General features: G+C 61.1%; 23 protein-coding genes. 8 read left to right on the top strand and 15 right to left on the bottom strand.

Annotation, left to right across the window (positions count from 1 at the left end):
* Positions 1 to 73: 73 nt before the first annotated feature.
* The 4 genes from ftsZ to recN all read left to right on the top strand — a co-directional run bounded on the left by ftsZ (position 74) and on the right by recN (position 5,484).
* The gene (gene ftsZ, locus ROG8370_RS09355; protein ID WP_245827292.1) at positions 74 to 1,705 is read left to right on the top strand and encodes a cell division protein FtsZ; all 1,632 of its coding nucleotides are present in this window, start codon (positions 74 to 76) and stop codon (positions 1,703 to 1,705) included.
* A gap of 225 nt (positions 1,706 to 1,930) precedes the next feature.
* Positions 1,931 to 2,851, top strand: coding sequence for a UDP-3-O-acyl-N-acetylglucosamine deacetylase (lpxC, locus tag ROG8370_RS09350; protein ID WP_085826819.1), 921 nt, complete (start codon positions 1,931 to 1,933; stop codon positions 2,849 to 2,851).
* A 112-nt stretch (positions 2,852 to 2,963) separates the two neighbouring features.
* Entirely contained in the window at positions 2,964 to 3,809 is an 846-nt protein-coding gene (locus tag ROG8370_RS09345) for an outer membrane protein assembly factor BamD (protein ID WP_085826818.1), read from the top strand.
* 25 nt (positions 3,810 to 3,834) lie between these two features.
* Positions 3,835 to 5,484 carry a DNA repair protein RecN gene (recN, locus tag ROG8370_RS09340; RefSeq protein WP_085826817.1) on the top strand — a complete coding sequence of 550 codons (1,650 nt, stop codon included), beginning with the start codon at positions 3,835 to 3,837 and terminating at the stop codon, positions 5,482 to 5,484.
* Between the two features lie 110 nt (positions 5,485 to 5,594).
* On the opposite strand, the gene ROG8370_RS09335 is transcribed toward recN, so the two are convergent.
* On the bottom strand, positions 5,595 to 6,518 hold the full coding sequence (locus tag ROG8370_RS09335) for a sulfite exporter TauE/SafE family protein (RefSeq protein ID WP_085826816.1): 924 nt from the start codon (positions 6,516 to 6,518) through the stop codon (positions 5,595 to 5,597).
* A 161-nt stretch (positions 6,519 to 6,679) separates the two neighbouring features.
* Positions 6,680 to 8,056 (bottom strand): FAD-binding oxidoreductase, encoded by a 1,377-nt coding sequence (locus ROG8370_RS09330; protein ID WP_085826815.1) that lies wholly within the window; start codon positions 8,054 to 8,056, stop codon positions 6,680 to 6,682.
* Between the two features lie 87 nt (positions 8,057 to 8,143).
* Here ROG8370_RS09330 and ROG8370_RS09325 point away from each other — a divergent pair, with 87 nt between their 5' ends.
* Positions 8,144 to 9,832: a chloride channel protein gene (locus tag ROG8370_RS09325; protein ID WP_085826814.1), complete on the top strand. Its 1,689-nt coding sequence runs from the start codon at positions 8,144 to 8,146 to the stop codon at positions 9,830 to 9,832.
* A 462-nt stretch (positions 9,833 to 10,294) separates the two neighbouring features.
* On the opposite strand, the gene ROG8370_RS09320 is transcribed toward ROG8370_RS09325, so the two are convergent.
* From ROG8370_RS09320 to ROG8370_RS09275, 10 genes are all read right to left on the bottom strand, one after another.
* On the bottom strand, positions 10,295 to 10,699 hold the full coding sequence (locus tag ROG8370_RS09320; RefSeq protein WP_085826813.1) for a hypothetical protein: 405 nt from the start codon (positions 10,697 to 10,699) through the stop codon (positions 10,295 to 10,297).
* An 820-nt stretch (positions 10,700 to 11,519) separates the two neighbouring features.
* Positions 11,520 to 11,861: a DUF427 domain-containing protein gene (locus ROG8370_RS09315; RefSeq protein ID WP_085826812.1), complete on the bottom strand. Its 342-nt coding sequence runs from the start codon at positions 11,859 to 11,861 to the stop codon at positions 11,520 to 11,522.
* Between the two features lie 59 nt (positions 11,862 to 11,920).
* Positions 11,921 to 13,741, bottom strand: coding sequence for an aminopeptidase P family protein (locus tag ROG8370_RS09310; protein ID WP_085826811.1), 1,821 nt, complete (start codon positions 13,739 to 13,741; stop codon positions 11,921 to 11,923).
* Positions 13,741 to 15,618 (bottom strand): cobaltochelatase subunit CobT, encoded by a 1,878-nt coding sequence (cobT, locus tag ROG8370_RS09305; protein ID WP_085826810.1) that lies wholly within the window; start codon positions 15,616 to 15,618, stop codon positions 13,741 to 13,743. The genes ROG8370_RS09310 and cobT overlap by 1 nt, the downstream gene beginning before the upstream one ends.
* A 111-nt stretch (positions 15,619 to 15,729) precedes the next feature.
* Positions 15,730 to 16,716 carry a cobaltochelatase subunit CobS gene (gene cobS, locus ROG8370_RS09300; protein WP_085826809.1) on the bottom strand — a complete coding sequence of 329 codons (987 nt, stop codon included), beginning with the start codon at positions 16,714 to 16,716 and terminating at the stop codon, positions 15,730 to 15,732.
* A 139-nt stretch (positions 16,717 to 16,855) separates the two neighbouring features.
* Complete coding sequence (gene mmsB / locus ROG8370_RS09295; protein WP_085826808.1) at positions 16,856 to 17,728, bottom strand: 3-hydroxyisobutyrate dehydrogenase; 873 nt, start codon at positions 17,726 to 17,728, stop codon at positions 16,856 to 16,858.
* On the bottom strand, positions 17,725 to 18,783 hold the full coding sequence (locus ROG8370_RS09290; protein ID WP_085826807.1) for an enoyl-CoA hydratase/isomerase family protein: 1,059 nt from the start codon (positions 18,781 to 18,783) through the stop codon (positions 17,725 to 17,727). Before ROG8370_RS09290 ends, mmsB begins: the two co-directional genes overlap by 4 nt.
* A 3-nt stretch (positions 18,784 to 18,786) precedes the next feature.
* Positions 18,787 to 19,929 carry an acyl-CoA dehydrogenase family protein gene (locus ROG8370_RS09285; RefSeq protein ID WP_085826849.1) on the bottom strand — a complete coding sequence of 381 codons (1,143 nt, stop codon included), beginning with the start codon at positions 19,927 to 19,929 and terminating at the stop codon, positions 18,787 to 18,789.
* An 84-nt stretch (positions 19,930 to 20,013) separates the two neighbouring features.
* Entirely contained in the window at positions 20,014 to 21,147 is a 1,134-nt protein-coding gene (locus ROG8370_RS09280; RefSeq protein ID WP_085826806.1) for a carboxylate-amine ligase, read from the bottom strand.
* A gap of 109 nt (positions 21,148 to 21,256) precedes the next feature.
* Positions 21,257 to 22,756 carry a CoA-acylating methylmalonate-semialdehyde dehydrogenase gene (locus ROG8370_RS09275; protein ID WP_085826805.1) on the bottom strand — a complete coding sequence of 500 codons (1,500 nt, stop codon included), beginning with the start codon at positions 22,754 to 22,756 and terminating at the stop codon, positions 21,257 to 21,259.
* Between the two features lie 101 nt (positions 22,757 to 22,857).
* Between ROG8370_RS09275 and ROG8370_RS09270 the strand changes: the two genes are divergently transcribed.
* The 3 genes from ROG8370_RS09270 (at position 22,858) to coaD (ending at position 24,874) form a co-directional block, all read left to right on the top strand.
* Positions 22,858 to 23,754 carry a LysR family transcriptional regulator gene (locus ROG8370_RS09270; protein WP_085826804.1) on the top strand — a complete coding sequence of 299 codons (897 nt, stop codon included), beginning with the start codon at positions 22,858 to 22,860 and terminating at the stop codon, positions 23,752 to 23,754.
* 59 nt (positions 23,755 to 23,813) lie between these two features.
* Entirely contained in the window at positions 23,814 to 24,248 is a 435-nt protein-coding gene (locus ROG8370_RS09265; RefSeq protein ID WP_085826803.1) for a CBS domain-containing protein, read from the top strand.
* A gap of 134 nt (positions 24,249 to 24,382) precedes the next feature.
* The gene (gene coaD / locus ROG8370_RS09260) at positions 24,383 to 24,874 is read left to right on the top strand and encodes a pantetheine-phosphate adenylyltransferase (RefSeq protein WP_085826802.1); all 492 of its coding nucleotides are present in this window, start codon (positions 24,383 to 24,385) and stop codon (positions 24,872 to 24,874) included.
* Here the strand turns inward: coaD and ROG8370_RS20540 are convergent.
* Genes ROG8370_RS20540 through ROG8370_RS09250 form a run of 3 tightly spaced genes read right to left on the bottom strand, consistent with a single transcriptional unit; the run spans position 24,871 to position 26,144 of the window.
* On the bottom strand, positions 24,871 to 25,014 hold the full coding sequence (locus tag ROG8370_RS20540; protein ID WP_170925211.1) for a hypothetical protein: 144 nt from the start codon (positions 25,012 to 25,014) through the stop codon (positions 24,871 to 24,873). The genes coaD and ROG8370_RS20540 overlap by 4 nt on opposite strands.
* Before the next feature lie 60 nt (positions 25,015 to 25,074).
* Positions 25,075 to 25,608: a helix-turn-helix transcriptional regulator gene (locus ROG8370_RS09255; protein ID WP_085826801.1), complete on the bottom strand. Its 534-nt coding sequence runs from the start codon at positions 25,606 to 25,608 to the stop codon at positions 25,075 to 25,077.
* The gene (locus ROG8370_RS09250) at positions 25,605 to 26,144 is read right to left on the bottom strand and encodes a cytochrome b/b6 domain-containing protein (RefSeq protein ID WP_085826800.1); all 540 of its coding nucleotides are present in this window, start codon (positions 26,142 to 26,144) and stop codon (positions 25,605 to 25,607) included. The genes ROG8370_RS09255 and ROG8370_RS09250 overlap by 4 nt, the downstream gene beginning before the upstream one ends.
* Positions 26,145 to 26,191 lie beyond the last annotated feature (47 nt).

Below are 26,191 nucleotides of genomic sequence, written 5' to 3'. Positions count from 1 at the left end.
CCCGATAAGAATGGTACTGAATAGGCGGAAAAACGGCTCGCGAATGCGGGCGCAACAGCAGGCGGACAGAGCTATGACATTGAACCTCACTATGCCCGGACATGACGACCTAAAGCCCCGGATCACCGTTTTCGGTGTTGGTGGGGCCGGTGGCAACGCGGTCAACAACATGATCGAAAAGCAACTCGACGGGGTTGATTTCGTGGTGGCAAATACCGACGCACAGGCCCTGAGCCAGAGCAATTCGGAAAGCCGCATTCAGTTGGGCGTGAAGGTAACCGAGGGCCTTGGCGCCGGGGCGCGGGCTTCTGTCGGGGCCGCTGCTGCCGAAGAAAGCATTGAGCAAATCGTTGATCACCTTGCGGGTGCGCATATGTGCTTTATCACCGCCGGCATGGGCGGCGGCACCGGAACCGGCGCCGCACCGATCATCGCACAGGCCGCACGCGAGCTTGGCGTTCTGACCGTCGGTGTTGTCACCAAGCCGTTCCAGTTCGAGGGCGCAAAACGCATGCGTCAGGCCGAAGAGGGCGTCGAGGCTCTGCAAAAGATGGTCGATACGCTGATCATCATTCCCAACCAGAACCTGTTCCGTCTGGCCAATGAGAAAACCACCTTCACCGAAGCCTTCAGCATGGCCGACGACGTTCTTTATCAAGGCGTCAAGGGCGTGACCGACCTGATGGTGCGTCCCGGCCTGATCAACCTTGATTTCGCCGATGTGCGCGCCGTCATGGACGAGATGGGCAAGGCGATGATGGGCACCGGCGAGGACAGTGGCGAAGATCGTGCCATCCAGGCCGCAGAAAAGGCCATTGCCAACCCGCTTCTGGACGAAATCAGCCTGCGTGGCGCCAAGGGTGTTCTGATCAACATCACCGGCGGCCATGATCTGACGCTGTTCGAACTTGACGAAGCCGCCAACCGCATTCGTGAAGAAGTTGACGCCGATGCCAATATCATCGTCGGCAGCACGCTTGATCCGGCGATGGAAGGCTCGATGCGCGTCAGCGTTGTCGCCACCGGGATCGACGCCACCGAAAAGCCCGAAGACATGCCGGTTCCGCGCCGCTCGCTGGCGCAGCCCCTGCGTCAGCCCGCAGCGCCGCAGGTCAGCGCGCCGGTCGAGCAAGAGGTCGAAGAGGCCCCGGCACAGGTCGCCGCCACTGCGGACGAGTCCGACACCCCGCTGTTCCGCGAGCTGGATGCGCAACGCGCCGCCGCCGAGGATCAGATGGAGGACATCTTTGAAGAGGAGAGCGCCGCAGACGACCTGCCGCCGCCCGCCTATACCCCGCGTGTCGAAGAGTTCGCCCCTGCGGCCTATGCCGAAGAAGACGATCTCGACAGCTTTGTCGCGCCGCGCGCCCCGGCCCCCGGCACGCCCTCGCAAGAGGCCATGCAGCGTTTGCAGGCCGCCGTCAGCAAGGCCCCGGCACAGCCGCAACAGCGCCGCCCGCAACCGGCCGAGCAGCAGCAACAGCCCGCCGCAGAAGAGCGCCCGCGCTTTGGCATCAACTCGCTGATCAACCGGATGACCGGGCACAATGCCCCCGAGGCCGAGCGTCAGCCGCAACCGGCAGCGCGCCCTGTCCGTCAGCAGCCGCCGATGCAGTCGGCCCAACCGCAACAGGCCCCGGCCCGTGCGCAGGAAGAAGACGAGCAGATTGAAATCCCGGCGTTTCTGCGCCGTCAGGCCAACTGATTTTCGCCTGAAATTGGTATTAAGGGTCGCCCCAAGGGGCGACCTTTTTTGTTTTTAAAACAACACCTTAAAGCGGAAAAAATCACATGGGCGGAAACCTGCCCACGCCAGGGGGCGGCATGTTTCAAACGGTTGCAAAGATTGAGTTGAGCAATCGCCGCCAGCCCCATAAACGGTAAACATCTAAAAATTAATCTATCCGTGCCATAGGGGGCAAAGACTGTTTTGCAGAGGACGATCACACATCCGGTGACCTTTCAGGGCGTTGGCCTGCACTCGGGAAAACCCGCGCAGCTGACGATTCGTCCGGCGCCCGCCGGTGCGGGGATCGTGTTTCGCCGTGTCGACATTACCGGCGCCTCTAACGAGATTCCCGCGATCTGGCATCTGGTCGAGCAATCGCCGCTGTGCACCCGTCTGGTCAACGCCGCAGGCGTGGCGATCACCACGGTCGAGCATGTGATGGCGGCGCTTGTCGGCTGTGGCGTTCACAACGCCCTGGTCGATGTCGATGGTCCCGAAGTGCCGATCCTTGACGGCAGCGCCGCCCCCTTCGTGCGCGGCATCCTTGCCAATGGCCTGCGTCAGCTCGCAGAGCCGGTCCATGCCCTGCGCATCCTGCGCGCGGTTGAAGTGCGCCGCGCAAGTGCCTGGGCCCGCCTGACACCGAACGAGACCCTGAAGATCGAGTTTGACATCGAATTTGAAGATGCCGCCATCGGCGTGCAGAAAAAGATCCTCAACATGTCGAACGGAAGCTTCGTGCGCGAACTTTCCAACAGCCGGACATTTTGCCGCAAGGCCGATGTCGATCACATGCGCGCCAACGGTCTTGCGCTTGGCGGCACGCTTGAAAACGCCGTGGTGGTTGATGGCGAAAAAGTGCTGAGCCCCGGTGGCCTGCGCCATGCGGACGAGGCCGTGCGCCACAAGATGCTTGATGCGCTTGGCGATCTTGGCCTTGCCGGCCTGCCGATCCTTGGCCATTACCACGGGTTTCGCGCCGGTCACGCCCTGACCAACGACCTGTTGCGCGCCCTTTTCGCCGACAAGAACGCCTTTGAGGTGGTCGAATGTGACGCAGCAACCGCCGCGCGCCTGCCTGGGGCAGGGGTGCATCTTGGTGAAATTCCGCAAGTTGCCTAAGATCATGGCACAGAAATGTGCCAAAGGCGTTTTGCACCGGAAATTTCTGTGCTAGGACCAAGACGACATGAGGGGGCTTCCCCTGTTTTCGTAATTTAAGGTGAGATCGCGCATGAATGTCGGCAAGTCCCGGGCTAAGTTGGTCGGTGCCCTTCTTGTGGTTGTCGCAGCAGCGGGATGCTCTGACCAGAGCGTCGAACGCGGCACGGTCAATTACGAAAATTTCACCGCTCAACAGATTTTTGAGCGTGGCGAATATGATCTGGCGCAACGCGATCCCGATCTTGCGGCCAAGAGCTTTGCCGAGGTCGAGCGGCTTTATCCTTATTCCGAGCTGGCCAAGCGGTCGGTGATCATGCAGGCCTTTGCCTATCATCAGGACAAGGATTATGAAAACAGCCGCGCCGCCGCGCAGCGTTTCATTGATTTCTATCCGACCGACGAAGATGCCGCCTATGCGCAGTATCTTCTGGCGCTGAGCTATTACGACCAGATTGACGAAGTGGGCCGCGATCAGGGGCTGACCTTTCAAGCGCTGCAATCGCTGCGCGAAGTGATCGAGCGTTATCCCGATAGCGAATATGCCTCGTCGGCGATCCTGAAATTCGATCTGGCCTTTGATCACCTGGCCTCGAAAGAGATGGAAATCGGCCGCTACTACCTGCGCCGCGATCATTTCTCGGCGGCGATCAACCGGTTCCGCGTCGTGGTCGAGGATTTCCAGACCACCACCCATACCGCCGAGGCGCTGCATCGTCTGGTCGAGGCCTATCTGTCGCTTGGTCTGGTCGATGAGGCCCGCACCGCCGGCGCCATCCTTGGCCATAACTTCCGCGGCACCGAATGGTACGAGGACAGCTATAAACTGTTGACCGGCCGGGGTCTGACGTTGGAAGCGGCGGGCGACAACTGGCTGCGGCAGGTGTACCGACAGATGATCCAGGGCCGGTGGCTGTAACCCGGAACTGAGGGGGCAGGGCAAAGTGCTCAGGGGTCTCGATATTCGCGACATGCTGATCATTGACCGGCTGGACCTTGTGTTTCAGCCGGGCCTTAACGTGCTGACCGGCGAAACCGGGGCCGGCAAGTCGATCCTTTTGGATTCATTGGGGTTTGTGCTTGGCTGGCGCGGCCGCGCCGAGCTTGTGCGCGCCGGGGCCGAACAGGGCGAGGTGGTCGCAACCTTTGACATCGCCCCGACCCATCCTGCGCGCGCGGTTTTGCGCGAGGCGGGCTTGCCGGAGGACGACGAGCTTATCCTGCGCCGCGTCAATGGCGCCGACGGGCGCAAGACTGCCTGGGTCAACGACCGGCGCTGTTCGGGCGAGGTGTTGCGGCGTTTGTCTGAAACGTTGGTTGAACTGCATGGCCAGCACGATGATCGCGGGCTTTTGAACCCCAAAGGCCATCGCGACCTGCTTGATACCTACGGCGATCTTGGCGCTCTGCGCGACACGGTGCGCGCGGTCTGGCGTGATGTGGCGGCGCGCCGAAAGGCGCTTGAGACCGCCGAGGTCGCTTTGGCCAAGGTGCGCGCCGAAGAGGATTTCCTGCGCCACGCGGTGGGCGAGCTTGACGCGATTGATCCGCAGCCCGGTGAAGAGGCCGAGCTTGATATCCGCCGCCGCATGATGCAATCGGGCGAGCGTATCCGCGAGGATATCGCGCGCGCTGCGCAGGTGCTCGGCCAAGAGGGCGCAGAAGGTGCTGCCGCTGATGCACTTCGCTGGCTTGAAGGGGTTGCCGAAAAGGCCGAAGGCCAGCTTGACGCGCCGATTGCCGCGATTGGCCGCGCGCTTGTCGAACTTGACGAGGCGGCCAGCGGCGTCACCCGCTGCCTTGACGCGCTCAGCTTCAATCCGCTCGAATTGGAAGAGGCTGAAGAGCGCCTGTTTGCGATCCGCGCGCTTGCCCGCAAGCATGACGTTCTGCCCGACGATCTTGGGGATTTTGCCGATGCGCTGCGCCGCCAGATTGTCGCGCTCGATCAGGGCGACGCCGATCTCAAGGCGCTTGGCGTGGCCCTGTCCGAGGCCGAGGCGAGCTATGCCGCTGCCGCCGGGGCATTAAGCGCGGCGCGCAAAGAAGCCGCCACCGCGCTTGATCGCGCCGTTACCGCAGAGCTGGCCCCGCTCAAGATGGAACGCGCGGTCTTCGAGACCCGGATCACCCCAGCCGAGCTGGGCCCAAGCGGGCAGGACGAGGTCACCTTCAGCGTTGCCACCAACCCCGGCGCGCCCGCCGGGCCGCTTGCCAAGATCGCCTCGGGCGGCGAGCTCAGCCGCTTTTTGCTGGCGCTCAAGGTCTGTCTGACCGGCACGGATAGCGGGCTGACGCTTATTTTCGACGAGATTGATCGCGGTGTCGGCGGGGCCACCGCCGATGCGGTCGGTCGCAGGCTTGCGCAACTGGCGAGCGGCGGTCAGGTGCTTGTGGTCACCCACTCGCCGCAGGTCGCGGCCAAGGGCGCGCATCACTGGCGGGTGGAAAAGCGGGTTGAGAACGACCAAACCCTGTCGACCGTGCGCCCGATGCTGGGCCCCGACCGCGTCGATGAAATCGCGCGCATGCTCTCGGGTGAGCATATCACCCCCGAGGCCCGCGCCGCCGCCGAGGCCTTGATGGGGGGCTGAGGGGCCGCTCACAGCTCTGCTCGACGCGCGGCCATCCCCAGGCAACCAAAGCACTGCGCGTGGCCGCGGCTGTAAACGCGGGTGTCCGCGCGCGCGCCCATGCCTGTTGATCAGAGGTGACGGGCGACGGAGATCGAGAAGGCCTCGGTCGGCTGCAGCACCAGATCAAGCCCCAGCTTGAGGCAGACGGCAAGCACCAGCAAGGCCAGCAAAATGCGCAGTTGTTCGGCCTTGAGCCGCAGGCCGATGCGGGCGCCGATCTGGGCACCGATCACGCCGCCGACAATAAGCAGCACGGCCAGCACCGTATCGACTGTGTGGCTGTTATAGGCATGCATCATCGTGGTGTAGGCCGAGACGAAGATGATCTGGAAAAGCGAGGTTCCGACCACGACTTTGGTCGGCATGCCAAGGATGTAGATCATCGCAGGCACGACAACGAAGCCGCCGCCCACCCCCATGATGGCCGACAGTACGCCGACGAAAAAGCCGACAATAAGCGGCGGAAAAACCGAGATATAGAGCCCCGAAGAGCGGAAGCGCACGCGCATCGGCATGGCGTGGACCCAGTCAAGACCGCCCCGCTTGCGTTTGGCTTTGGGGCCCTGCACCTTTGACTTGCGCAGCGCGCTCAGGCTTTCGATGAACATCAGCCCGCCTATCAGACCCAGAACGACCACGTAGAAGATGTTGACCAAAAGATCGACCTGCCCAAGCTCGCGCAGCAGGTTGAAGATAAAGATGCCCACGGTCGAGCCGCTGAGACCGCCAACCATAAGCGCGATACCCATCGGAAAATCGACGGTACGACGGCGGATATGGGCAAGGATGGCCGAAAAGGACGAGGCAACGATCTGGTTGGCCGATGTGGCCACTGCGACCGCAGGCGGGATGCCGATGAAAAACAGAAGAGGCGTAATCAGGAAACCGCCGCCAACCCCGAACATGCCTGAGAGCAGGCCGACAACAAGCCCGATAGAAAGCAGAAGTGGACCGTTCACCGAAACCTCGGCGATGGGCAGGTAGATTTCCATCAGACTCGGCAGTACCTGGTTGCACAGGCCCTGCGTTTACGCCCAAGTCCTGACGAACGCAAGGCAACGGTCCCTGGCAATCCGACACAGGCCCGGAGCAGACCTGCAAGGGGCGTGTGTTCACTACATCCGGCAAGGCTCTTGGAGTGCCGAGCCGACCCTTAGGTGCGCGGCGGCACTAATTTGCCGGGGTTCATGATGTTGTCGGGGTCAAGCGCCGCCTTGATGGCGCCCATCATGGCCCAACCGCCGCCATGCTCGCGCGCCATATAGCCAAGCTTGCCGATGCCGATGCCATGCTCGCCGGTCGAGGTGCCGCCAAGCGCAAGCGCGCGCTCGACCATTCGCTCCGAGACCTGCTTGGCGCGCATGATCTCGTCGGGGGCGTGCTCGTCGACCAACAAAACCGCATGGAAATTGCCGTCCCCCACATGACCCAGAATCGGCCCCTGAACGCCGGACCGTTCAAGATCGGCGCGTGTGTCCTCGATCGCGCGGGCCAGTTTTGAGATCGGAACGCAAATGTCGGTGACAATCGCGCGCGCGCCGGGTCGGGCGGCTAGAATGGCGTAATAGGCATTGTGGCGCATGGTCCAGAGGGCGCTGCGATCCTCGGGGCGGCTGGCCCAGTCAAAGCCCGAGCCGCCCCGATCCTTGGCGATCATGCCAAAGGTTTCGGCCTGTTCGCGCACCGAGGCCTCGGTGCCGTGGAATTCCAGCAAAAGATGCGGCTTTGGCGCAAGGCCCATCCCGGCATAGGCATTGACGGCGGCGACACTCTCGGTGTCCATCAATTCGATCCGCGCCATCGGCACGCCGCATTGGATGGTGTCGATTACCGCCGCCACGGCATCGCCCACGCTCTCGAAGGCACAGACCGCCGCCGAGATCGCCTCGGGCGTGCCTTGAAGGCGCAGCGTAAGTTCGGTCACAAGGCCAAGCGTGCCCTCGGAGCCGACGAAAAGCCCGGTCAGATCATAGCCCGCCGAGGATTTGCGCGCGCGCGTGCCGGTGCGGATCACCTCGCCGCTGGCGGTGACCACCTCGAGCGCCAGAACGTTGTCGCGCATTGTGCCGTACCGTACCGCAGTCGTGCCACTGGCGCGGGTCGCGGCCATGCCCCCAAGCGAGGCATTGGCGCCCGGATCGACCGGAAAGAAAAGCCCGGTGGCGCGCAGCTCTTCATTGAGCGCCTCGCGCGTCACGCCGGGTTGCACCGTCACGGTCATATCCTCGGCGGCGATGCTCAGGATGCGGTTCATCCGGCTGAAATCGACCACGACACCGCCGAGAACCGCCTGCGATTGCCCCTCAAGCGAGGTGCCCGTGCCCCAGCCCACCACCGGACAGCGATGGCGCGCACAGATCGTCAGGATCTCGGCCACCTGCGCGGTCGTCTCGGGGTAAACCACCGCATCCGGGGGCGAGAGCGAGAAATGTGACTCGCTTCGACCATGGATTTCCAGATCGGACTTGGACCGCGTTACCTGTTGGCCTAGAGATGATATGAGGTCGGCGATTGCGTTCTGAATGCCCATGCTTGGTCCTTCATCGTGAGTGACGTCCTACCCTAGGCGAAGCCGCGCCATTGCGAAAGCGCGCCGACCGGCGCGGACGGAGGGTTGATGCAGAATCTTGAACGCTCATTCTGGCGACAGGCCTGCGATCCGGTGGTGCAGGGCATCCGGCGGGGATGGCAGGTTTTGCGCGGGCGCGGGCCGAGCCAGTTTCAATTCTGGCTGATCGCGCTGTTGATCGGCATCGCCGCAGGCTTTGCCGCGCTATTGTTCCGCAAAGGCATCAACGCGCTTCAGGGGCTGCTTTACGGCTCTTATGATGTCGCTCACCTGCATAGTTTTGCGCAAACCCTTCCGTGGTACTGGGTGCTGTTCCTGCCGATCGCCGGCGGTTTGGCGGTCGGGCTTATCCTGCACCGCTTTACGCCGGATGGGCGGGTGCGCTCGGTGTCGGATGTGATCGAGGGCGCGGCAATCTACGAGGGCCGGGTCGAGCGGCGCGAAGGCATCGCCTCGGCGCTCGCCTCGCTGATCACGCTTGGCTCTGGCGGCTCTTCGGGGCGCGAGGGGCCGGTGGTGCATATGGCCGGGGTGATTTCAAGCTGGGTCAGCGACAAGATCCACGCCGATGGCATCACCGGGCGCGATTTGTTGGGCTGTGCGGTGGCGGCGGCGGTGTCGGCCTCGTTCAACGCGCCGATTGCCGGGGCGCTTTTTGCACTAGAGGTGGTGTTGCGCCATTTCGCGGTGCATGCCTTTGCCCCCATCGTGATCGCCAGCGTGGCGGGCACGGTGATCAACCGGCTGGAATTCGGCGATGTCACCGAATTTGCCCTGCCGGTCGCAAGCGCGCTTGAGTTCTACGTGGAATTGCCGGCCTTTCTCATCCTCGGGCTGGTCTGTGGCTTTGTCGCCGCCGCCCTGATGCGGGCGATCTTTCTGGCCGAAAGTGTCGCCAGCCATATTCAGAGCCGCACCGGCCTGCCGAGATGGCTGCGCCCGGCGGGGGCAGGGGCCTTGCTCGGGCTGCTGGCGATCTGGTTCCCGCATATCATCGGCGTCGGATACGAGACCACCTCGGCCGCCCTCACCGGACAGCTTTTGTTGCATGAGGCCGTGATCTTCGCGATGCTCAAGGTGGTGGCGGTGGCGATCACCATCGGCGGGCGCATGGGCGGCGGGGTGTTTTCGCCCTCGCTCATGGTCGGGGCGCTGACCGGGCTGGCCTTCGGGCTTGTGGCGACCTCGATCTTCCCCGAGGTGTCGGGCTCGCACACCCTCTATGCGCTTGCGGGCATGGGCGCGGTGGCGGCGGCGGTGCTTGGCGCGCCGATCTCGACCACGCTGATCGTGTTCGAGCTTACGGGGGACTGGCAGACCGGGCTTGCGGTGATGGTGGCGGTGTCGATGTCGACCGCGCTTGGCTCACAGCTTGTGCGACGCTCGTTCTTCCTGACCCAGCTTGAGCGGCGCGGGATTCAGCTTGCGGCGGGGCCGCAGGCCTATCTTTTGGGGATGTTCACGGTGTCCAAGCTGATGCGGACAGACACCGACCCCCGCGCGGCCCCGGAAGACGACTGCTGGGCTCTGATCGAACAAGGCGTCTATATCGACGCCAACGCCACGCTCGCGGCGGCGATGCCGGTGTTTGACCGCTCTCCGATGCCCTTCATCCCGGTGGTCACTCTGGCGGGCGAAGACACCCCCCCCGAACTCATGGGCGCGCTGTTTCATGTGGACGCCCTGCAAGCCTATAACCGCGCCCTGGCGGCGGTTTCGGAGGAAGAGCATAGTTAGGGGATAGTCATTGCCTCAACAGGTTTGATGCGTAGGTACGCACGGCCAAACCGGACCTTTGTGCCATCTGCAGCTAATAGCAGAATTGAGCCCAAAATACCAGATGCTACGAACTGTACGGATAGCGGCAAAGGGTGTATTCCGTTGAAAAACTCGCCTGATCGCTCGAAAGGGCAAGATCAGCAGAATATTGTCCCGCTAAAACGCCATTCTGGAAGTACCGTTTGTCAATTGGCCTGTGACGAGAACAGTGTTCCAAGTTTCCGAGGCGATTTTGGCGTAGCGGAGTTTTTCAACAGAATAGGTGGAAAGCGGCCGTTCACAACGCTCAGGATTAAGGTCCGCTAAACGGGGCAAAAAATGCCGTTCTCTTAGTTAATACCAATGCCCGTTTTAAGTTAAACTGAGCTATTCTTAAACGCTCAGCTTTTTCGTTCACACCGCTGACATTTCGGCTTTATCTCAGGCGATTTCCGCAAGAGACCCCAGCGGCTGCAAAGGTGGCATTGCGTTGCCAAGCAACCGACGCTCTCTGCAATCGTCTGCAAAGCGCTCTCTGACTTTCTCTGCGATGTCGCTCGGATGAACCAAGTACAGCACACCTTTTCGCCGCTCAATCCCAAGTCGGGCTTTCTTTGCCGCTTTGTACAATTGCTCCATCACTCTCGACGAAGACCACCCAGTTTCATTCATTATCTGTTTGACGTGCACCCCATGATGCAACTCGGTCAACAAATGCGCATCAATACTAAGTTTTGAAGGCATTACGATGTCATCACAATTTCGCGCGGCGCAAACAAGCACCCTGTCTGAATTCACAAGCTTGAGAGCGCGGAGACGTCCTTGACGGGCCTTTTCAATACTCATGTTCACACCCCGCAATACTTACGCCGCCTAGGTTAGACCTAGGTGCGCGGTTTGATTTTGTGGTGACAGGCCATGCCCAGAAGCCTGACGTTTTTCTATAAATAAAATACATTCTATTTCCCCCTGGCCCTGTGTTCAATGATGAGGGCGCGTTGAATTTCTGACACTATCGTGCCTCATTTTGGACAAAATTCAATACTTTCTGCCAATTGTTGGGATCTGTGAGACAATATCAAACAGGCTTGGTTTTGTTCCAGTTTGAGCGACGAAATATCATTAATCAGAGACAGAGTTCGCAGAATGACGAGATTGTTCGCGCCACGGGTTCAGGCGAAATAGGAAGTTATTCTGTTCAGCGTTGAAATGGCGAATCGCCGTGACGACGCTGTCATTCGCCGCATATGCAAGACCGTCGGGTAAGCTCTGAGACCTGTCACTGCGCGTGCTTTGCTACGAACGGCAAAAATGGGCCTATTCCGTTGAAAAACTCGCCTGATCGCTCGAAAGGGCAAGATCAGCAGAATATTGTCCCGCTAAAACGCCATTCTGGAAGTACCGTTTGTCAATTGGCCTGTGACGAGAACAGTGTTCCAAGTTTCCGAGGCGATTTTGGCGTAGCGGAGTTTTTCAACAGAATAGGCCGAAAGCAGACCCCAGAGTTTGAACGTAGAATGGCAGCTTGGTCCGCGACGCAGACCTTAGCGCAGAGTGTCGCGAAAGTCAGGTTTTCGCTTGCACACCAAAATCCAAGCCACCCACAGACCGCGATTGTTCCACCCACAGAAAAGCCCCGACCGGCCCAGACTGTGGGCCAGTCCGGTCAGACCCGCTCGACGGTGACGGTCGAGCTTGAGTAGAACGCGATGTGGTCTTTGATGGCGGCGGCGGCGGGTTTGGGGGATTCATAGCTCCAGGCGGCGTTTTCCAGCGTTTTGCTTTTGGTCACGATGGAAAAGAACCGCGCATCGCCCTTGTGGGGGCAATGGCTTGTCTGCGGGCTTTCATCGAGGAACGCCATCGCGATGTCGCTGCGCGGAAAGTAATAGACCGCCGGATATTCGCCCTCGGTCAGCTCGATTGCGTTCTTGGTTTCGGCCAGAACGGCGCCACCGGCGCGCACGGTCCAGGTGCCTTCTGCTTTGCGTGTCGTGATATCGGCCATGATCCATCCCTATTGAAGTCGTTTTTTTTTATATGACGCGGCGCGATGACAGGCAGATGTCAAACGGGCCGGGTTGCTTGGTCCAACCATAGCCGGGCTCGCGCCGAGAGCCGAGAGCCGATTTTGTCGCGGCACTCTTGGTGATAGGCGTCAAGCCAGTCGCGCTCGGGCTGTGTCAGCATATCCCGGTCGATCAGGCGCCGGTCGATGGGCACGAAATTCAGCGTCTCAAAGCAGAGCTTGCCCGAGACATCGCCGCCGGGCAAGAGGTGTGCGTCGCTCACCACCAGGAGGTTTTCGATGCGGATGCCAAAGGCGCCCTCGCGGTAATAGCCCGGCTCGTTCGACAGGATCATGCCCGGCTTGAGCGGTTCGTGACTTGTCCGCGACAGCCTCTGAGGCCCTTCATGTACGCACAGATGCACCCCCACGCCATGCCCGGTGCCATGGCCGTAGTCCTGATCCGCAAGCCAGAGCGGATAGCGCGCAATCGCGTCAAGATCGCGCCCGGCAAGGCCCGCCGGAAAGCGCAGCCGCGAAATCGCGATCATGCCTTGCAGCACGCGGGTGAAGGCCGCGCGTTCATCCGCGCCCACATCGCCGACGGGCAGGGTGCGGGTGATATCGGTGGTGCCGTCAAGGTACTGCCCGCCGCCATCCAGCACCAGCAAATCGCCGTTTTGCAGCGTGCGATTGCTCGACCGGGTCACCCGGTAATGGGCAAGCGCGCCATTGGGGCCGCTGCCGGCGATGGTGTCAAAGCTGATGTCCAACAACTTGCCGGTCGCGGCGCGGCAGGCCTCAAGCTGGGTGACGACGTCGATCTCGGTGATCGTACCGGGGGATTGCTCGTCAAACCAGCAGAGAAGCTCGCACACCGCCGCCCCATCGCGCAGATGGGCGGCGCGGGTTCCGGCAATCTCGGCCTCGGTTTTACAGGCCTTGGGCAGCACACAGGGATCATCGCCGCAGGTGATGGTGATAGCGCGCTCAGGCTCGGCCGCCAGAGCCTGAAGATGGCTCAGAACGATGGCGGGGGTCGAGGCCGGGTCGATCTGGAATGTCGCGCCCTGCGCCGCGTCAAGGGTCTCCAAAAGGCCGCCATAGGGGCGCAGATGCACGTGATCGCCGAGATGCGCCTTGACCTCTGGGCTGACCTCGGCGTCGGTCAACAGGGTGACGGCACCGGTCCAATCCAACAGGGCGAATGCCTGAACAATCGGATTGCGCGGAATGTCAGAGCCGCGAATGTTCAAGAGCCAGCAGATCGAATCCGGCAGGGCCAGGATCGCGCAGCGCTTGCCCGCTGCCTCTAGTGCCGCGCCGAGGTCATGGCGCTTTTCCGCATGGGGCCTGCCGGTCAGGTCATCGGGCTGAATCGTGATCGGGCGGCGCGGACGCTCGGGGCGCTCGGGCCACACCCGGTCAATTTGGTTTTCAACGGCGCGCAGGGTAATGCCGCTGCCCGTCAGGGATTTTTCAAGCGCCTCAAGCTGTTCCACGGTATAAAGCCAGGGGTCAAAGCCAACCTCGCCGCCCTGCGGCAGATGCTGCTTGAGCCATTCGCCAAGGCGCACCTCGGGGCAGTCAACCGGGGTGAAATGGGCGATGTCGACCTGGGTCTTGACCTGAACGCGGTAGCGGCCATCGACAAACACCCCGGCCACATCCGCCAGCACCGCACAGAACCCCGCCGAGCCGGTAAACCCGGTCAGCCAGGCCAGACGGTTATCGCAGTTGGCGACATATTCGCCCTGATGGGCATCGGCGCGCGGCACAAGAAAACCGGACAACCCGGCCTCGGCCAATGCGGCGCGCAGCGCGGCAAGGCGCGGCGGGCCCTGATCGGGGCGGGCAGTGTCGTCAAAGGATTGAAACATCACATCGCCCGCCGGATGCCCATGACACGGGCCCGGGCGCGCGGGTCGCTGTCAAACAACGCGGCGAGTTGTTCAGTCATCACGCCGGCAAGCTGATCGGCGTCGGTGATGGTCACGGCGCGCTCGTAATAGCGGGTGACGTCATGGCCGATGCCAATGGCCAGCAATTCGACCTGTTTGCGCCGCTCGACCATGTCGATCACGTCGCGCAGGTGTTTTTCGAGGTAATTCGCTGGGTTAACGGACAAAGTTGAATCGTCCACCGGCGCGCCATCGCTGATCACCATCAGGATCTTGCGCGACTCTTTGCGCGCCACCATCCGCCGGTGCGCCCATTCAAGCGCCTCGCCGTCGATGTTTTCCTTGAGCAGGCCTTCTTTCATCATCAGGCCAAGATTGTCCCGCGTCCGGCGCATCGGGGAATCGGCGGATTTATAGATGATGTGGCGCAGATCATTCAGGCGACCGGGCAGTTGCGGGCGCCCTTCGGCAAGCCATGCTTCGCGGCTTTGCCCGCCTTTCCACGCGCGGGTGGTAAAGCCGAGGATTTCCACCTTGACGCTGCACCGCTCAAGCGTGCGGGCCAGAACATCGGCGCAGATCGCGGCAATCGAAATCGGCCGCCCGCGCATCGAGCCGGAATTATCCAACAAGAGCGTCACCACGGTATCGCGAAACTCGGTGTCTTTTTCGACCTTGAAGCTGAGCGGCATCGTCGGGTTGGCCACGACGCGCGCAAGTCGGCCGGCATCAAGAATGCCTTCTTCGCGGTCAAACTCCCAGGACCGGCTTTGCTGCGCCTGAAGGCGGCGCTGAAGCTTGTTGGCCAGACGGCTGACCGCGCCCTTGAGCGGCTCCAGCTGTTGATCAAGATAGGCGCGCAGGCGTTCAAGCTCGATCGGGTCGGCCAAGTCTTCGGCGCGGATTTCTTCATCAAAAGCAGCGTTGTAGACGGTGTAATGCGGGTCCGCGTCCGAAATCGGCTGGGGCGCGGGCGGCTCTAGCGGGGCCTCGCCATCGGGCAGGTCGGTCTGGTCGTCCATCTCATCGTCCGACATGTCGTCCATGCTGACCTGGGCCTGAGAGGCGTCCTGCTGTTCGTCCTGGCTGCGCTCTGCCTCTGCCTCGGCTTCGTTCTCGTCGCTGTCCTCGTCGCCGCTGCTGTCTTGCTCGTCCTGATCTTCGCCGCTCTCTTCGGCGTCATCCTCGGTGTCGTCGTCAAGATTATCCGGGTCATCCCCAAGCTGATCGCCATAGCCGAGGTCTTCGATCATCCGGCGGGCGAATTTGGCAAAGGCGGTCTGGTCGGCAAGGATGTCTTGCAGGTTCTCAAGCGTGCCGCCAGCCTGTTCCTCGATAAAGCCGCGCCAGAGTTCCATCACGTTCTGCGCGCCCGGCGGCATGTCGCGCCCGGTGGCAAGATGGCGGATAAGATAGCCGGCCGCAGCGGGCAGGGGGGCATCGGCTGTCGAGGTGATCTGCTCATAGCCCAAACGCTGTGCGTCGGCGGCAATCTTGGAATCGATATTGCTGGCGGTGCCGGGCATGTCGCGGGCGCCCACCGCCTCGCAGCGGGCGGTTTCCATCGCTTCGTAAAGATCGCGGGCCATGTCGCCCGGCGGGGCATAACGCGCATGCAGGCCCGCGTCGTGAAACTTGTGGCGAAGGGCAAGCGCGTCGGCGGTGCCGCGCGCCAGCAAAACCTCTTCGCGCGTCATCCGGCGGCTGACCTGCGGCAGGCGCATGGCATCGCCCGAGATACCGGCGGGATCAACCGAATAGCTAACGGTCAGATCGGCGTCATCGGCCATCACCTTGGTTGCCTGCGCCAGCGCCTTCTTGAACGGATCGGCGGGGTTGTCGGTGGGTTTGTTCATGACGCGGTTTCCTGATCCTTCGGGCTGATCCAATTGATCGCGAGGCGCTCATCCACCCTGAGAGGCCGCCTCGTGAGACTGGCGCTCAAGGCACGGATAAGCAAACGCGCCTTACCTGACGTTCACATTGGCCGCGCTTTCCGGCAGTTCCTCGTCAAAGCAGCGCTGATAGAATTCGGCCACGGTCTGGCGCTCAAGCTCGTCGCATTTGTTGAGGAAGGTCAGACGGAACGCATAGCCCACATTGCGGAAGATCGTGGCGTTTTGCGCCCAGGCAATCACGGTGCGCGGGCTCATCACGGTGGAAAGCTCGCCATTCATGAAAGCGGTGCGCGACAGGTCGGCAACGGTTACCATGCGGCTCACGGTCTTGCGGCCCTCGGCGGTATTGTAAAGGGGGTTCTTGGCGATCACGATGGCGGTTTCGGCGTCATGGCTGAGATAGTTCAGCGTCGCCACAAGCGACCAGCGGTCCATCTGGCCCTGGTTGATCTGTTGCGTGCCGTGATAAAGCCCGGTGGTATCGCCAAGGCCAACCGTGTTGGCGGTGGCGAAAATCCGGAAATAGGGGTTCGGCGTGATCACTTCGTTCTGGTCGAGAAGCGTCAGCTTGCCATCGGCTTCAAGCACGCGCTGAATCACGAACATCACGTCCGCGCGGCCCGCGTCGTATTCGTCAAACACGATCGCCGTCGGATTACGCAGCGACCAAGGCAGGATGCCCTCGTGAAATTCGGTGACCTGCACCCCGTCCTTGAGCTTGATCGCATCCTTGCCGATCAGGTCGATCCGGCTGATGTGGCTGTCAAGGTTGACCCGCACCGTCGGCCAGTTCAACCGCGCCGCCACCTGTTCGATATGGGTGGATTTACCCGTTCCGTGATAGCCTTGAACCATCACCCGGCGGTTGTGCGAAAACCCGGCCAGAATGGCGAGCGTGGTATCGGGATCAAACTTATAGGTGCTGTCCACGTCCGGCACGCGATCGGTGCGTGTGGCAAAGCCCTTTACGATCATATCCGTGTCGATGCCGAACACTTCGCGGACGGAAATCTCTTCGGTGGGTTTCGCGTTGATGTCGATCGTTCCGTCAGCCATTTTTCGGGTCCTTCCGTCGGGTCGTTGCGCGCTATGTGGTGCAACATATCGCGACAAAGGGCAAGGGGAAGGGCCAACATATGGCTGGCCTTATCCGCATTCTTGTCTGGTCCTACGAGGGCGCTGCCCTTGAGGCCGGTTAACTGTGTCCGCGTTTCTCAAATCGGGGCAACATCGCGCTGAAATCGCGACCCTTGCCATCCTCTTCCTCGACGAACTGTGCATAAAGCTTGCACGCCGCCTCACCAAGCGGCGTATCGGCGTCTGCGGCCTCTGCTGCCTGTTGGGCCAGGCGCAAATCCTTGAGCATCAATTCGGCGGCAAAACCGGGCTGATAATCGTTGTCGGCGGGCGATTTCGGCCCAACACCGGGCGCTGGGCAATAGGCGTTCATGCTCCAGCTATAGCCCGACGAGGTGCTGACCACATCAAACATCGCCTGACGATCCAGCCCAAGCTTGTCGGCAAGCGCAAAGGCCTCGCAGGTGACGATCATCGTGGCGCCAAGGATCATGTTGTTGCAGATCTTGGCCGCCTGACCATTGCCAGAGGCGCCGCAATGAACCGCCTTTTGCCCCATGATATCAAACAGTTCAGAGGCGATCTTGAATCCCTCGCCGTCACCGCCAACCATAAAGGTCAAGGTGCCGGCCACGGCGCCGCCCGTCCCACCCGAGACCGGGGCATCGAGCGCCAAAAGCCCGGCCTCGGTGGCCTGTGCGGCAACTGCGCGGGCGCTTTCGACGTCGACGGTCGAGCAATCAAGCAGAACCGCACCCTTTTGCATGACCGGGATCACCTGATCCGCGACCGACCGCAGGATCTGGCCGTTGGGCAGCATGGTGATCACCACGTCGCGCCCGGTCGCGGCCTCGGCCGCGCTTTGCGCCATGGTGACGCCGTCGATCGCGACTTCAGCCATGTCAAAGCCGGTGACCTCGTGCCCGGCACTTGCAAGGTTGGCGGCCATGGGCGCGCCCATGTTGCCCAGTCCGATAAATCCGATTTTCATGATGAAACCTCCTCCTCAAAGGTCAGGGCATCCTTGCCCAATGGCAAAAGCATCTGGCTGACCGCGACGGCGGGCAGGGTGGCAAGATCGTGTTTCCAGCGTGGGTTGCGATCCTTGTCGATGATGGCGGCGCGGATGCCCTCGATGAAATCGCCGTCTTGCATTGCCCGCCAGGTAAAGCGGTATTCAAGCCCGAGCGCGCGCCGGATATCCGCGCTTGGGCCGCGCAGGCGGTGGATCATCTCGACGGCGCAGGCCATCGACAGCGGCGCATTGCGCGTCATGGTCTTGAGCGTCGCGACCGCGAATTCGCCCGCGTCACCGCGTAGGGAGGTGACGATATCGCCAAGGGTTTCGCCGCCGAAATGGACGTTGACCTCTGCCAGGCGATCCCTCATCGCCCCTTGCGGGGGCGCCTCGGATTGGGCGGAAATGGCTGCGATGTCGCCGGTCTCGACCAGGGTGGCGATCAGGCCGGGCCAATTTACTTGCGGCACGTAACTATCTGCAAAACCGGCATAAATCGCATCGTCCGGCCCCATGCGTGACCCGGTACAGCCGAGATATTCGCCCAAACGCCCCGGCGCGCGCGCCAGCAAAAGAGAGCCGCCCACATCCGGCACAAGGCCAATGCCGCATTCCGGCATGGCGATCTGGGTGCTTTCGCAGACGATCCGGTGCGAGCCATGACAGGAAATGCCAACGCCGCCGCCCATCACGAACCCCTGCATCAGCGCCACATAAGGCTTGGGGTATTCGGCGATCTTGGCGTTCAGGCGGTATTCATCGGCCCAGAAGGTACGCCCATAGGCGAAATCACCCGCGTGCCCGGTGTCGTAGAGCTTTTGGATGTCGCCGCCCGCGCAAAACGCCTTGTCGCCGAGCGCGTCGATGATCACCAGATCAATCGCCGCGTCATCGCGCCATTCATCAAGCGCCGCCTCAATGGCAAGCGCCATCTCATAGGTCAGCGCGTTGAGCGCCTTGGGACGATCCAGCGTGATGCGCCCGGCGCGGCCTTCTTTGCGGATGTGAATTTCGGCCTGTTCTGACATGGCTTAATGATCCGCCAGCATTTGACGCGCCACGATCAGGCGCATGATTTCGTTGGTGCCCTCAAGGATTTCATGCACCCGCAGGTCGCGCACCAGCTTTTCGATCCCGTAATCGGCCAGATAGCCATAACCGCCATGCAGTTGCAGGCATTGGTTGACGATGCGCGATCCCGCCTCAGTGACGAACTTTTTCGCCATGGCGCAATACTTGGTGGCATCGGGTGCGTTAGTGTCCAGTTTCCAGGCCGCCTGACGCAAAAAGACACGCGCCGCCTGAAGCTCGATTTCCATATCGGCAAGGCGGAATTGCAGCGCCTGAAACTGGTCGATCGACTTCCCAAAAGCCTTGCGCTCGGACATATATTGCAGTGTCAGGTTCAAGGCCTGCTGCGCGGCGCCAAGCGAACAGGCGGAAATGTTGAGGCGGCCACCATCAAGGCCATTCATCGCATATGTGAAACCTTTTCCCTCTTCACCGACCAGATCTCCACTCGAAATGTTGCAATTGGCAAACTGCACCTGACGGGTCGGTTGGCTGCGCCAGCCCATTTTATCCTCAAGCCCGCCATAGGACAGCCCCGGTTTGCCATCTTCGACATAAACGGTCGAGACCCCCTTGGGGCCGACGTCACCGGTGCGCACCATGACGATATAGGCATCCGAATATCCGCCCCCCGAGATGAACGCCTTGGTGCCGTTGAGGGTATAGCCCTCATTGGTGCGCTCGGCGCGGGTCTTGAGCGCGGCGGCGTCCGAGCCAGAGCCGGGTTCGGTCAGGCAATAGGACAGAACCGTTTCCATGCTCATCGCGCGTGGCAGCACCCGCGCCTTCATCTCGTCGCTGGCGAACTTGTCGATCATCTTGGCGCACATGTTGTGGATCGACAAAAACGCCGCCACCGAGGGGCAGGCCATCGACAGCGCCTCGAACACCAGCGTGGCGTCAAGCCGGGTGAGGCCAGAGCCGCCAGCCTCTTCGCTCACATAAAGGCCGCCAAAACCAAGCGCGGCGATTTCCGGCCAAAGCTCTTTCGGGATCGTGCCGTCGCGTTCCCAATCACGGGCATGCGGCGCGATCCGGTCCTGCCCAAAGGCATGGGCCATATCGAAAATGGCGCTTTGTTCTTCGGTCAGGGCAAAATCCATCGGGCTCTCCGTTTCAAGCGAATTGAACACTTGTTTAATTAGTAATTCTTGCAAGAGTTTTGCAAGGCCTGTGGGGCAGGGGCCCTAAAGGTCGGCGTGATATTCCTCGATCAGGTGGCGCACGACCGATTGCAAGGCTTCGCCGTCATCCTGCCCGGCCTCGCGGGCGCTTGCATAGGCCTGTCGCTGGCGCTCGGCGCTGGTGCCTTGGCGCAGGATTTCACGGGCGTTTTCGATCTCTGACATGGATTCAAAGAACGCTGCATCCTCTTGAATCAACGTAATAAGTTCCTCAAGAAGGTCGCCAAATGGCGTGATCTCGCCAAGCCCGAAATCAATCAGGCCCTCGCGGGTGCCATAGCGTTGCGCGCGCCAGCGGTTCTCGGCGACGAGGAAGCTGTCGTAAATCCGCCAGCGCTGATTCTTGACCGCCAACCGCCAGAGCATCCGGGTCAGCGCCTGGGTCAGGGCGGCCAGGGTCAGGGTGTGTTCAAGGCGCGGCTGTACATCGCAAATCCGCGATTCAAGCGTGGGAAAGCGCGACGAGGGTCGCAGATCCCACCAGATCTTGCTGGCATCCTCAATCACGCCGAGATCGACGAGCGCCTGAACCGACCGCTCGAAGCCGCCAAAGCTCTCCATGCGCGGCGGCAGGCCGGTGCGCGGCAGGTTGTCAAACACCGTCAGCCGATAACAACTTAGCCCGGTATCCTGTCCCTGCCAGAACGGCGAGGAACAGCTAAGTGCAAGAATATGCGGCAGGAAATAGCTCAGCTGGTTCATCAGGTCGATGCGGCGGTCGGGCGCGTCAACGCCCACATGCACATGCATCCCGCAAATCAGCATCCGTCGCACGACCCCCGCAAGATCATGTTGCAGGTGGTTGTAGCGTTCCTTGTCGGTGTGGGTCTGGTTGCGCCAATCCGAAAACGGGTGGCAAGAGGCGGCGATCGGGGCAAGGTTATGGGTGGCGGCGTGCTTGGCGACGCAGCTGCGCAGGCGTTTGAGATCCTCGCGCGCCTCGGCCACGTTGCGGCAAACCTTTGTGCCGATCTCGATCTGACAGGTCAGGAATTCGGGGCTGACCTGATCCTGCAACTCGTCCTGACAGGCGGTCATCAGGGCCTCTGGGGCATTGGCAAGCGCAAGGCTGTCGCGGTCGACAAGCAGGTATTCTTCTTCGATCCCGATGGTGAATGCCGGGCTTTCGTCTGTCATGGTGCCCCTCCTTTTCCGCCCTGTTGCGCCGTCCAATTCAGCACGGTTTTGCCCCATTGGGCAAGGGGATCGCGGGCCCGGCGCAATGACCGGGCCCATGAGGCGTGGATTAATCCATCGCCTTGAAGTTGAACTCGCCACCTTCCTTGATGCCCGAGGGCCAGCGAGAGGTCACGGTCTTGGTGCGGGTGTAGAACTTGAACGAATCCGGCCCGTGCTGATTGAGATCGCCAAAGCCCGACTTTTTCCAGCCGCCAAAGGTGTGATAGGCCAGCGGCACCGGGATCGGCACGTTTATGCCGACCATGCCGACATTGACTCGCGCCGCAAAATCGCGCGCGGCGTCACCATCGCGGGTAAAGATCGCGGTGCCATTGCCATATTCATGGTCCATCGCAAGCTTGAGCGCCTCTTCGTAATTGCCCGCGCGCACGGTGGTCAGAACCGGGCCAAAGATTTCCTGTTTGTAGATGTCCATATCCGGTGTGACATGGTCAAACAGGTGCGGGCCGACAAAAAAGCCGTCCTCATAGCCCTGAAGGTTGAAGTTGCGGCCATCGACGACAAGTTTAGCGCCCTGATCAATGCCGGTCTGGACAAGGCCAAGAATGCGCTGCTTGGCCTCGGCGGTGACAACGGGGCCGTAATCGACATCGTCGCCAGAGGTCCATGGCCCAACCTTGAGCTTTTCAATCCGCGGCACCAGCTTTTCGATAAGACGGTCTGCGGTTTCTTCACCGACCGGAACCGCCACCGAAATCGCCATGCAGCGTTCGCCCGCCGCGCCGTATCCGGCACCGATCAGGGCATCTGCCGCCTGATCCATATCGGCATCGGGCATGATGATCATGTGGTTCTTGGCGCCGCCAAAGCATTGCACGCGCTTGCCTTGGCTACAGCCGGTGCCATAGATATATTGCGCGATCGGGGTCGAGCCGACAAAGCCGACCGACTGGATCACGTCGTGATAAAGGATCGCATCAACCGCTTCCTTGTCGCCGTTCACAACCTGCAACAGACCCTTGGGAAGACCCGCCTCTTCAAACAGTTCCGCCAGCATCAGCGGCACGGAGGGATCGCGCTCTGACGGCTTGAGGATAAAGGCGTTGCCACAGGCAAGGGCAGGGCCGAACATCCACATCGGGATCATCGCCGGAAAGTTGAACGGCGTGATGCCCGCAGTGACGCCAAGCGGCTGTTTCATCGAATACATGTCGATGCCGGGGCCGGCGCTATCGGTGAACTCGCCCTTCAAAAGCTGCGGCGCGCCGATGCAATATTCGATCACTTCAAGGCCGCGCTGAATGTCGCCCTTGGCATCCGGGAAGGTCTTGCCGTGCTCGGCCGAGAGGGCCTCGGCAAGTTTGTCCATGTCACGGTTCAGAAGGTCGACGAATTTCATCATCACCCGCGCGCGGCGCTGTGGGTTGGTCGCGCCCCATGCCGGTTGCGCGGCCATTGCGGCCTTGACGGCGATGTCCATTTCCGCGGCGCTCGCGAGCGGGCATTTGGCCTGCACTTCGCCGGTGGCGGGGTTGAAAACATCGGAAAAGCGGCCCGACGTGCCTTTGACATGCGCGCCGTTGATGTAATGCGTAATCTCTTTCATGGGAGTCCTCCTTTTGGTTGGCGCCAAGGTAGCCTTGCAATTTTATTTGGAAAAGAGGCAATATTCCAAAACTAACCTGCATTTTTGCAAAGGAGGGCGCGATGCAACCGCATTGGGACGATATCAAGATCTTCCTCGCCGTGGCCCGCGCCGAGAGCCTGTCGGGCGCGGGGCGCATGCTTAAGGTCGATCCGGCGACGGTGGGGCGGCGGATTGCGCGGCTTGAAGATGCGCTCGGCGCGCCGCTTTTCGCCAAATCCCCCAATGGCTATGTCCTGAGCGAGGCCGGTCAACGCCTGATGACGCATGCCATGCGCGCCGAAACGGCGATGGAGGATGCCGCCGAAGAACTGGCCGGGCAGGCGGGCGGCATGACCGGGCAAATCCGCGTCGGCGCGCCCGATGGCTGTGCCAATTTCCTGCTGCCGCAGGTCTGTGCCGCGATTGCGGCGGAAAACCCCGACCTTGAAATTCAGATCGTCGCCCTGCCGCGGGTCTTCAACCTGACCCGGCGCGAGGCCGACATGGTGATCGCCGTCAGCCCGCCCACCGCCGGGCGGTTGAGCGTGCAGAAAATCACCGACTACCGGCTGCATCTTGCGGCCTCAATCAAATATCTGCGCCGCCATTCGCCCATCGAAACCCTTCAGGATTTAGAGGGCCATCGCATGGTCGGCTATATTCAGGACATGATTTTCGACAAGGAACTGGATTACCTGAGCCAGGCCGGGGTCGAGCGCGTGAATCTGGCCTCGAACTCGGTCTCGGTGCAACTCAACTGGGTGCGTCAGGGCGGCGGAATAGGGGTTTTGCATGACTTTTCATTGCCCTGGACGCGCGGCGTGCAAAAGGTTCTGGCCGATAAACTTAGCCTCACGCGGAGCTTTTACCTGGTGCGTCACGCCGATGATCGCCGCCTTGAGCGGCAAAACCGCTTTGCCGGCGCATTGGTCGCGGGCATCCGGCAAGAGGTGGCGCAACTTGAAGCGCGCACTTGACAGAAAATGATTGATCGCTAACCATTTGAATAAGGTAATTTTCTTTCGGAGGGCAAGACATGCTGGTTCAGCAAATTCTGAAATCCAAGGGGGATGAGGGCGTCATCACCATCACCCCGGAGACCCTCGTATCAGAGGCCGCACAGACTTTGGCCGAGCGCCGGATCGGCGGGCTTGTGGTGTCGCGCGACGGCACCAAGGTTGACGGCATCCTCTCGGAGCGCGATATCGTGCGCTCTTTGGCGGTACGCGGCGTTGTCTGCATGACCGAAAGCGTGAGCGACATGATGACCCGCAACCCGGTCTGTTGTGCGCGTCAGGATACCTCGGATGCGGTGCTGGCCCGGATGACCGATGGCCGCTTTCGCCACATGCCGGTTGTCGAGGATGGCAAGCTTGTCGGGATCGTCACCATTGGTGACGTGGTCAAGGCCCGCCTCGAAGAGCTTTCGATGGAGAAAACCGCGCTGGAAGGCATGATTATGGGCCATTAGGTCCAGACCTGTCTGATCCTGATCTGTTGCGATTTGGCTAAAATGCTCGGTCGAGGTTTAAGATCCTGCGCTAAGCCCTTGCATTCAGGTGCGTAATATTGTTGCGTGGCGCGACTGTAACAACGGAGTGGCCCATGCGCATTGCCCTCTATCCCGGCACGTTTGACCCGATCACCCTGGGCCATACCGATATCATCCGACGCGCGTCGGTTCTTGTGGATCGCCTTGTCATCGGCGTTGCGATCAATCGCGACAAGGGCCCGCTTTTTACGCTCGAAGAGCGGGTCGAGATGATCGAAACCGAATGTGCCAAGCTAAGTGAACAGACCGGTACCGAGATTGTCGTGCATCCCTTCGAGAACCTGCTGATTGATTGCGCCCATGATGTCGGGGCGCAGGTCATCGTACGCGGATTGCGTGCGGTGGCCGATTTTGAGTATGAATTTCAAATGGTTGGCATGAACCGCGCGCTCGATAACTCGGTTGAGACGGTGTTCCTGATGGCCGATGCCGGGCATCAGGCGATTGCCTCCAAGCTGGTCAAGGAAATCGCGCGCCTTGGTGGCGATGTGTCAAAGTTCGTCACACCCGCCGTGCACGGCGCGCTGCGCGCCAAATTCGATTAACGCCAGAACGCCACGTATTCGATCAGCAGCACAAGCTTGCGCCCCAGAAAGACAACGCCTTCGCCATCGTAAACCACCTGATCGGCGATAAAACCGGCGACGATCATCGCGCCAAGGATCAGGGCAATCTTGTTGGTCATGATCTGGCGATCTCCGTTCCTGCTGGGCGTGCGCCTTGATGCCAGAGCCGGGCGTGCCTGTCACGCGCGTTTTTGAAGCGGGATCAATGTCGTGGCGCCTTCGGGAAGCTGGAACAGACCGTCGATCAACAGGCTGAGGAGCGCCCCGCGCCCGGCCACGCCCGCCTTGCGATATATTCCGTTGAGGTGGGATTTTACCGTGCCTTCGGCGGTGCCGCGCAGGGCGGCGATCTCGGCGATGGATAGGCCCTTGATGGTGAAACTCGCGACATCCTGTTCCGCCGGGGTCAGGTTCCAGCGCTCAAAGTGATCCAGAATGACGTCGTGAAACGCCCCCGCAGCCAGCGAGATCTGGCGTTCAAGGTGGGCCTTGCGGCGCAAGAGTGTCATCAGGTAGCGGATTTCAAACAACACCGCCGCCAACAGGCAAAGTGCTGAAACGGCCTCGGCCGCCACATGAAAATCGCGCAGCGCCAAAACCCTGAGCGGCCCGGCCTCCTGCATGACATCCCAAAGGAAAAACACAGCGCAAAATGCCTGTACCAGGATAAGCACAAGCAATGCGCCGGGTTTTTTGGATGCCGTGCCGGTCATTTTACAAGGTTCAGATCATCCGGCACCGATTTGACACCTGTCACCATCGCCCGCGGCAGGTTGACCCCCGTGCGACGACTTTCAAGGACCACGGCAGCGACATGCGCGACAATCGAAATTTCGGCCCAGAACACGACCACCTCGTGAAGCTCTTCGACCCACTCAACGCCAAAGAACATGTTGGTCGTCATCATGTAGCCGCTTAACCCGATCACAAGCATCGCCGCCAGCAGGTTGAAGATCATCAGCGCCCCAAGCGGCGAATGCCCCAGATGCGCGCGTTTGCGCCGGGTCGCCATATCGGACATCTGCTCGAACACCTCCGACACCTGTGGCGTGAAACTGGCGAACCGCGCGGTATGCGGCCCGATCACTCCCCAGAGCAGCCGTAGCAGAACAAGCGCCACAACCGCGTAGCCCACCCATTGATGCGCCTTGCCGTCGTCATCGAGGATCAGGGCGTTCGCCGTGAAGGCCCCCACCAGCGACCAGTGAAAGATGCGAATGACCGGGTCCCATGTCTTGAAGGTTTTCATCTGGTGTGTCCGTTGCTTTTAGATGGCAAAGAGGCGACCGGGCCGAT

The sequence above is a fragment of the Roseovarius gaetbuli genome (assembly GCF_900172365.1).
Lineage (GTDB): Bacteria > Pseudomonadota > Alphaproteobacteria > Rhodobacterales > Rhodobacteraceae > Roseovarius > Roseovarius gaetbuli.
This window is presented reverse-complemented; position numbering and strand designations above follow the sequence as displayed.

Coding starts and splice junctions, on each gene's coding strand:
- ROG8370_RS09315 (WP_085826812.1), bottom strand. CDS start 11,861: ATGGCCGATATCACGACACGCAAAGCAGAAGGCACCTGGACCGTGCGC.
- ROG8370_RS09275 (WP_085826805.1), bottom strand. CDS start 22,756: ATGAAAGAGATTACGCATTACATCAACGGCGCGCATGTCAAAGGCACG.
- ROG8370_RS09330 (WP_085826815.1), bottom strand. CDS start 8,056: ATGGGCATTCAGAACGCAATCGCCGACCTCATATCATCTCTAGGCCAA.
- ROG8370_RS09320 (WP_085826813.1), bottom strand. CDS start 10,699: ATGAGTATTGAAAAGGCCCGTCAAGGACGTCTCCGCGCTCTCAAGCTT.
- mmsB (WP_085826808.1), bottom strand. CDS start 17,728: ATGAAAATCGGATTTATCGGACTGGGCAACATGGGCGCGCCCATGGCC.
- ROG8370_RS09255 (WP_085826801.1), bottom strand. CDS start 25,608: ATGACCGGCACGGCATCCAAAAAACCCGGCGCATTGCTTGTGCTTATC.
- coaD (WP_085826802.1), top strand. CDS start 24,383: ATGCGCATTGCCCTCTATCCCGGCACGTTTGACCCGATCACCCTGGGC.
- ROG8370_RS09335 (WP_085826816.1), bottom strand. CDS start 6,518: ATGGAAATCTACCTGCCCATCGCCGAGGTTTCGGTGAACGGTCCACTT.
- ftsZ (WP_245827292.1), top strand. CDS start 74: ATGACATTGAACCTCACTATGCCCGGACATGACGACCTAAAGCCCCGG.
- ROG8370_RS09280 (WP_085826806.1), bottom strand. CDS start 21,147: ATGACAGACGAAAGCCCGGCATTCACCATCGGGATCGAAGAAGAATAC.
- ROG8370_RS20540 (WP_170925211.1), bottom strand. CDS start 25,014: ATGACCAACAAGATTGCCCTGATCCTTGGCGCGATGATCGTCGCCGGT.
- ROG8370_RS09265 (WP_085826803.1), top strand. CDS start 23,814: ATGCTGGTTCAGCAAATTCTGAAATCCAAGGGGGATGAGGGCGTCATC.
- cobT (WP_085826810.1), bottom strand. CDS start 15,618: ATGAACAAACCCACCGACAACCCCGCCGATCCGTTCAAGAAGGCGCTG.
- ROG8370_RS09285 (WP_085826849.1), bottom strand. CDS start 19,929: ATGGATTTTGCCCTGACCGAAGAACAAAGCGCCATTTTCGATATGGCC.
- ROG8370_RS09310 (WP_085826811.1), bottom strand. CDS start 13,741: ATGTTTCAATCCTTTGACGACACTGCCCGCCCCGATCAGGGCCCGCCG.
- ROG8370_RS09270 (WP_085826804.1), top strand. CDS start 22,858: ATGCAACCGCATTGGGACGATATCAAGATCTTCCTCGCCGTGGCCCGC.
- ROG8370_RS09325 (WP_085826814.1), top strand. CDS start 8,144: ATGCAGAATCTTGAACGCTCATTCTGGCGACAGGCCTGCGATCCGGTG.
- ROG8370_RS09250 (WP_085826800.1), bottom strand. CDS start 26,144: ATGAAAACCTTCAAGACATGGGACCCGGTCATTCGCATCTTTCACTGG.
- cobS (WP_085826809.1), bottom strand. CDS start 16,716: ATGGCTGACGGAACGATCGACATCAACGCGAAACCCACCGAAGAGATT.
- ROG8370_RS09290 (WP_085826807.1), bottom strand. CDS start 18,783: ATGTCAGAACAGGCCGAAATTCACATCCGCAAAGAAGGCCGCGCCGGG.
- ROG8370_RS09345 (WP_085826818.1), top strand. CDS start 2,964: ATGAATGTCGGCAAGTCCCGGGCTAAGTTGGTCGGTGCCCTTCTTGTG.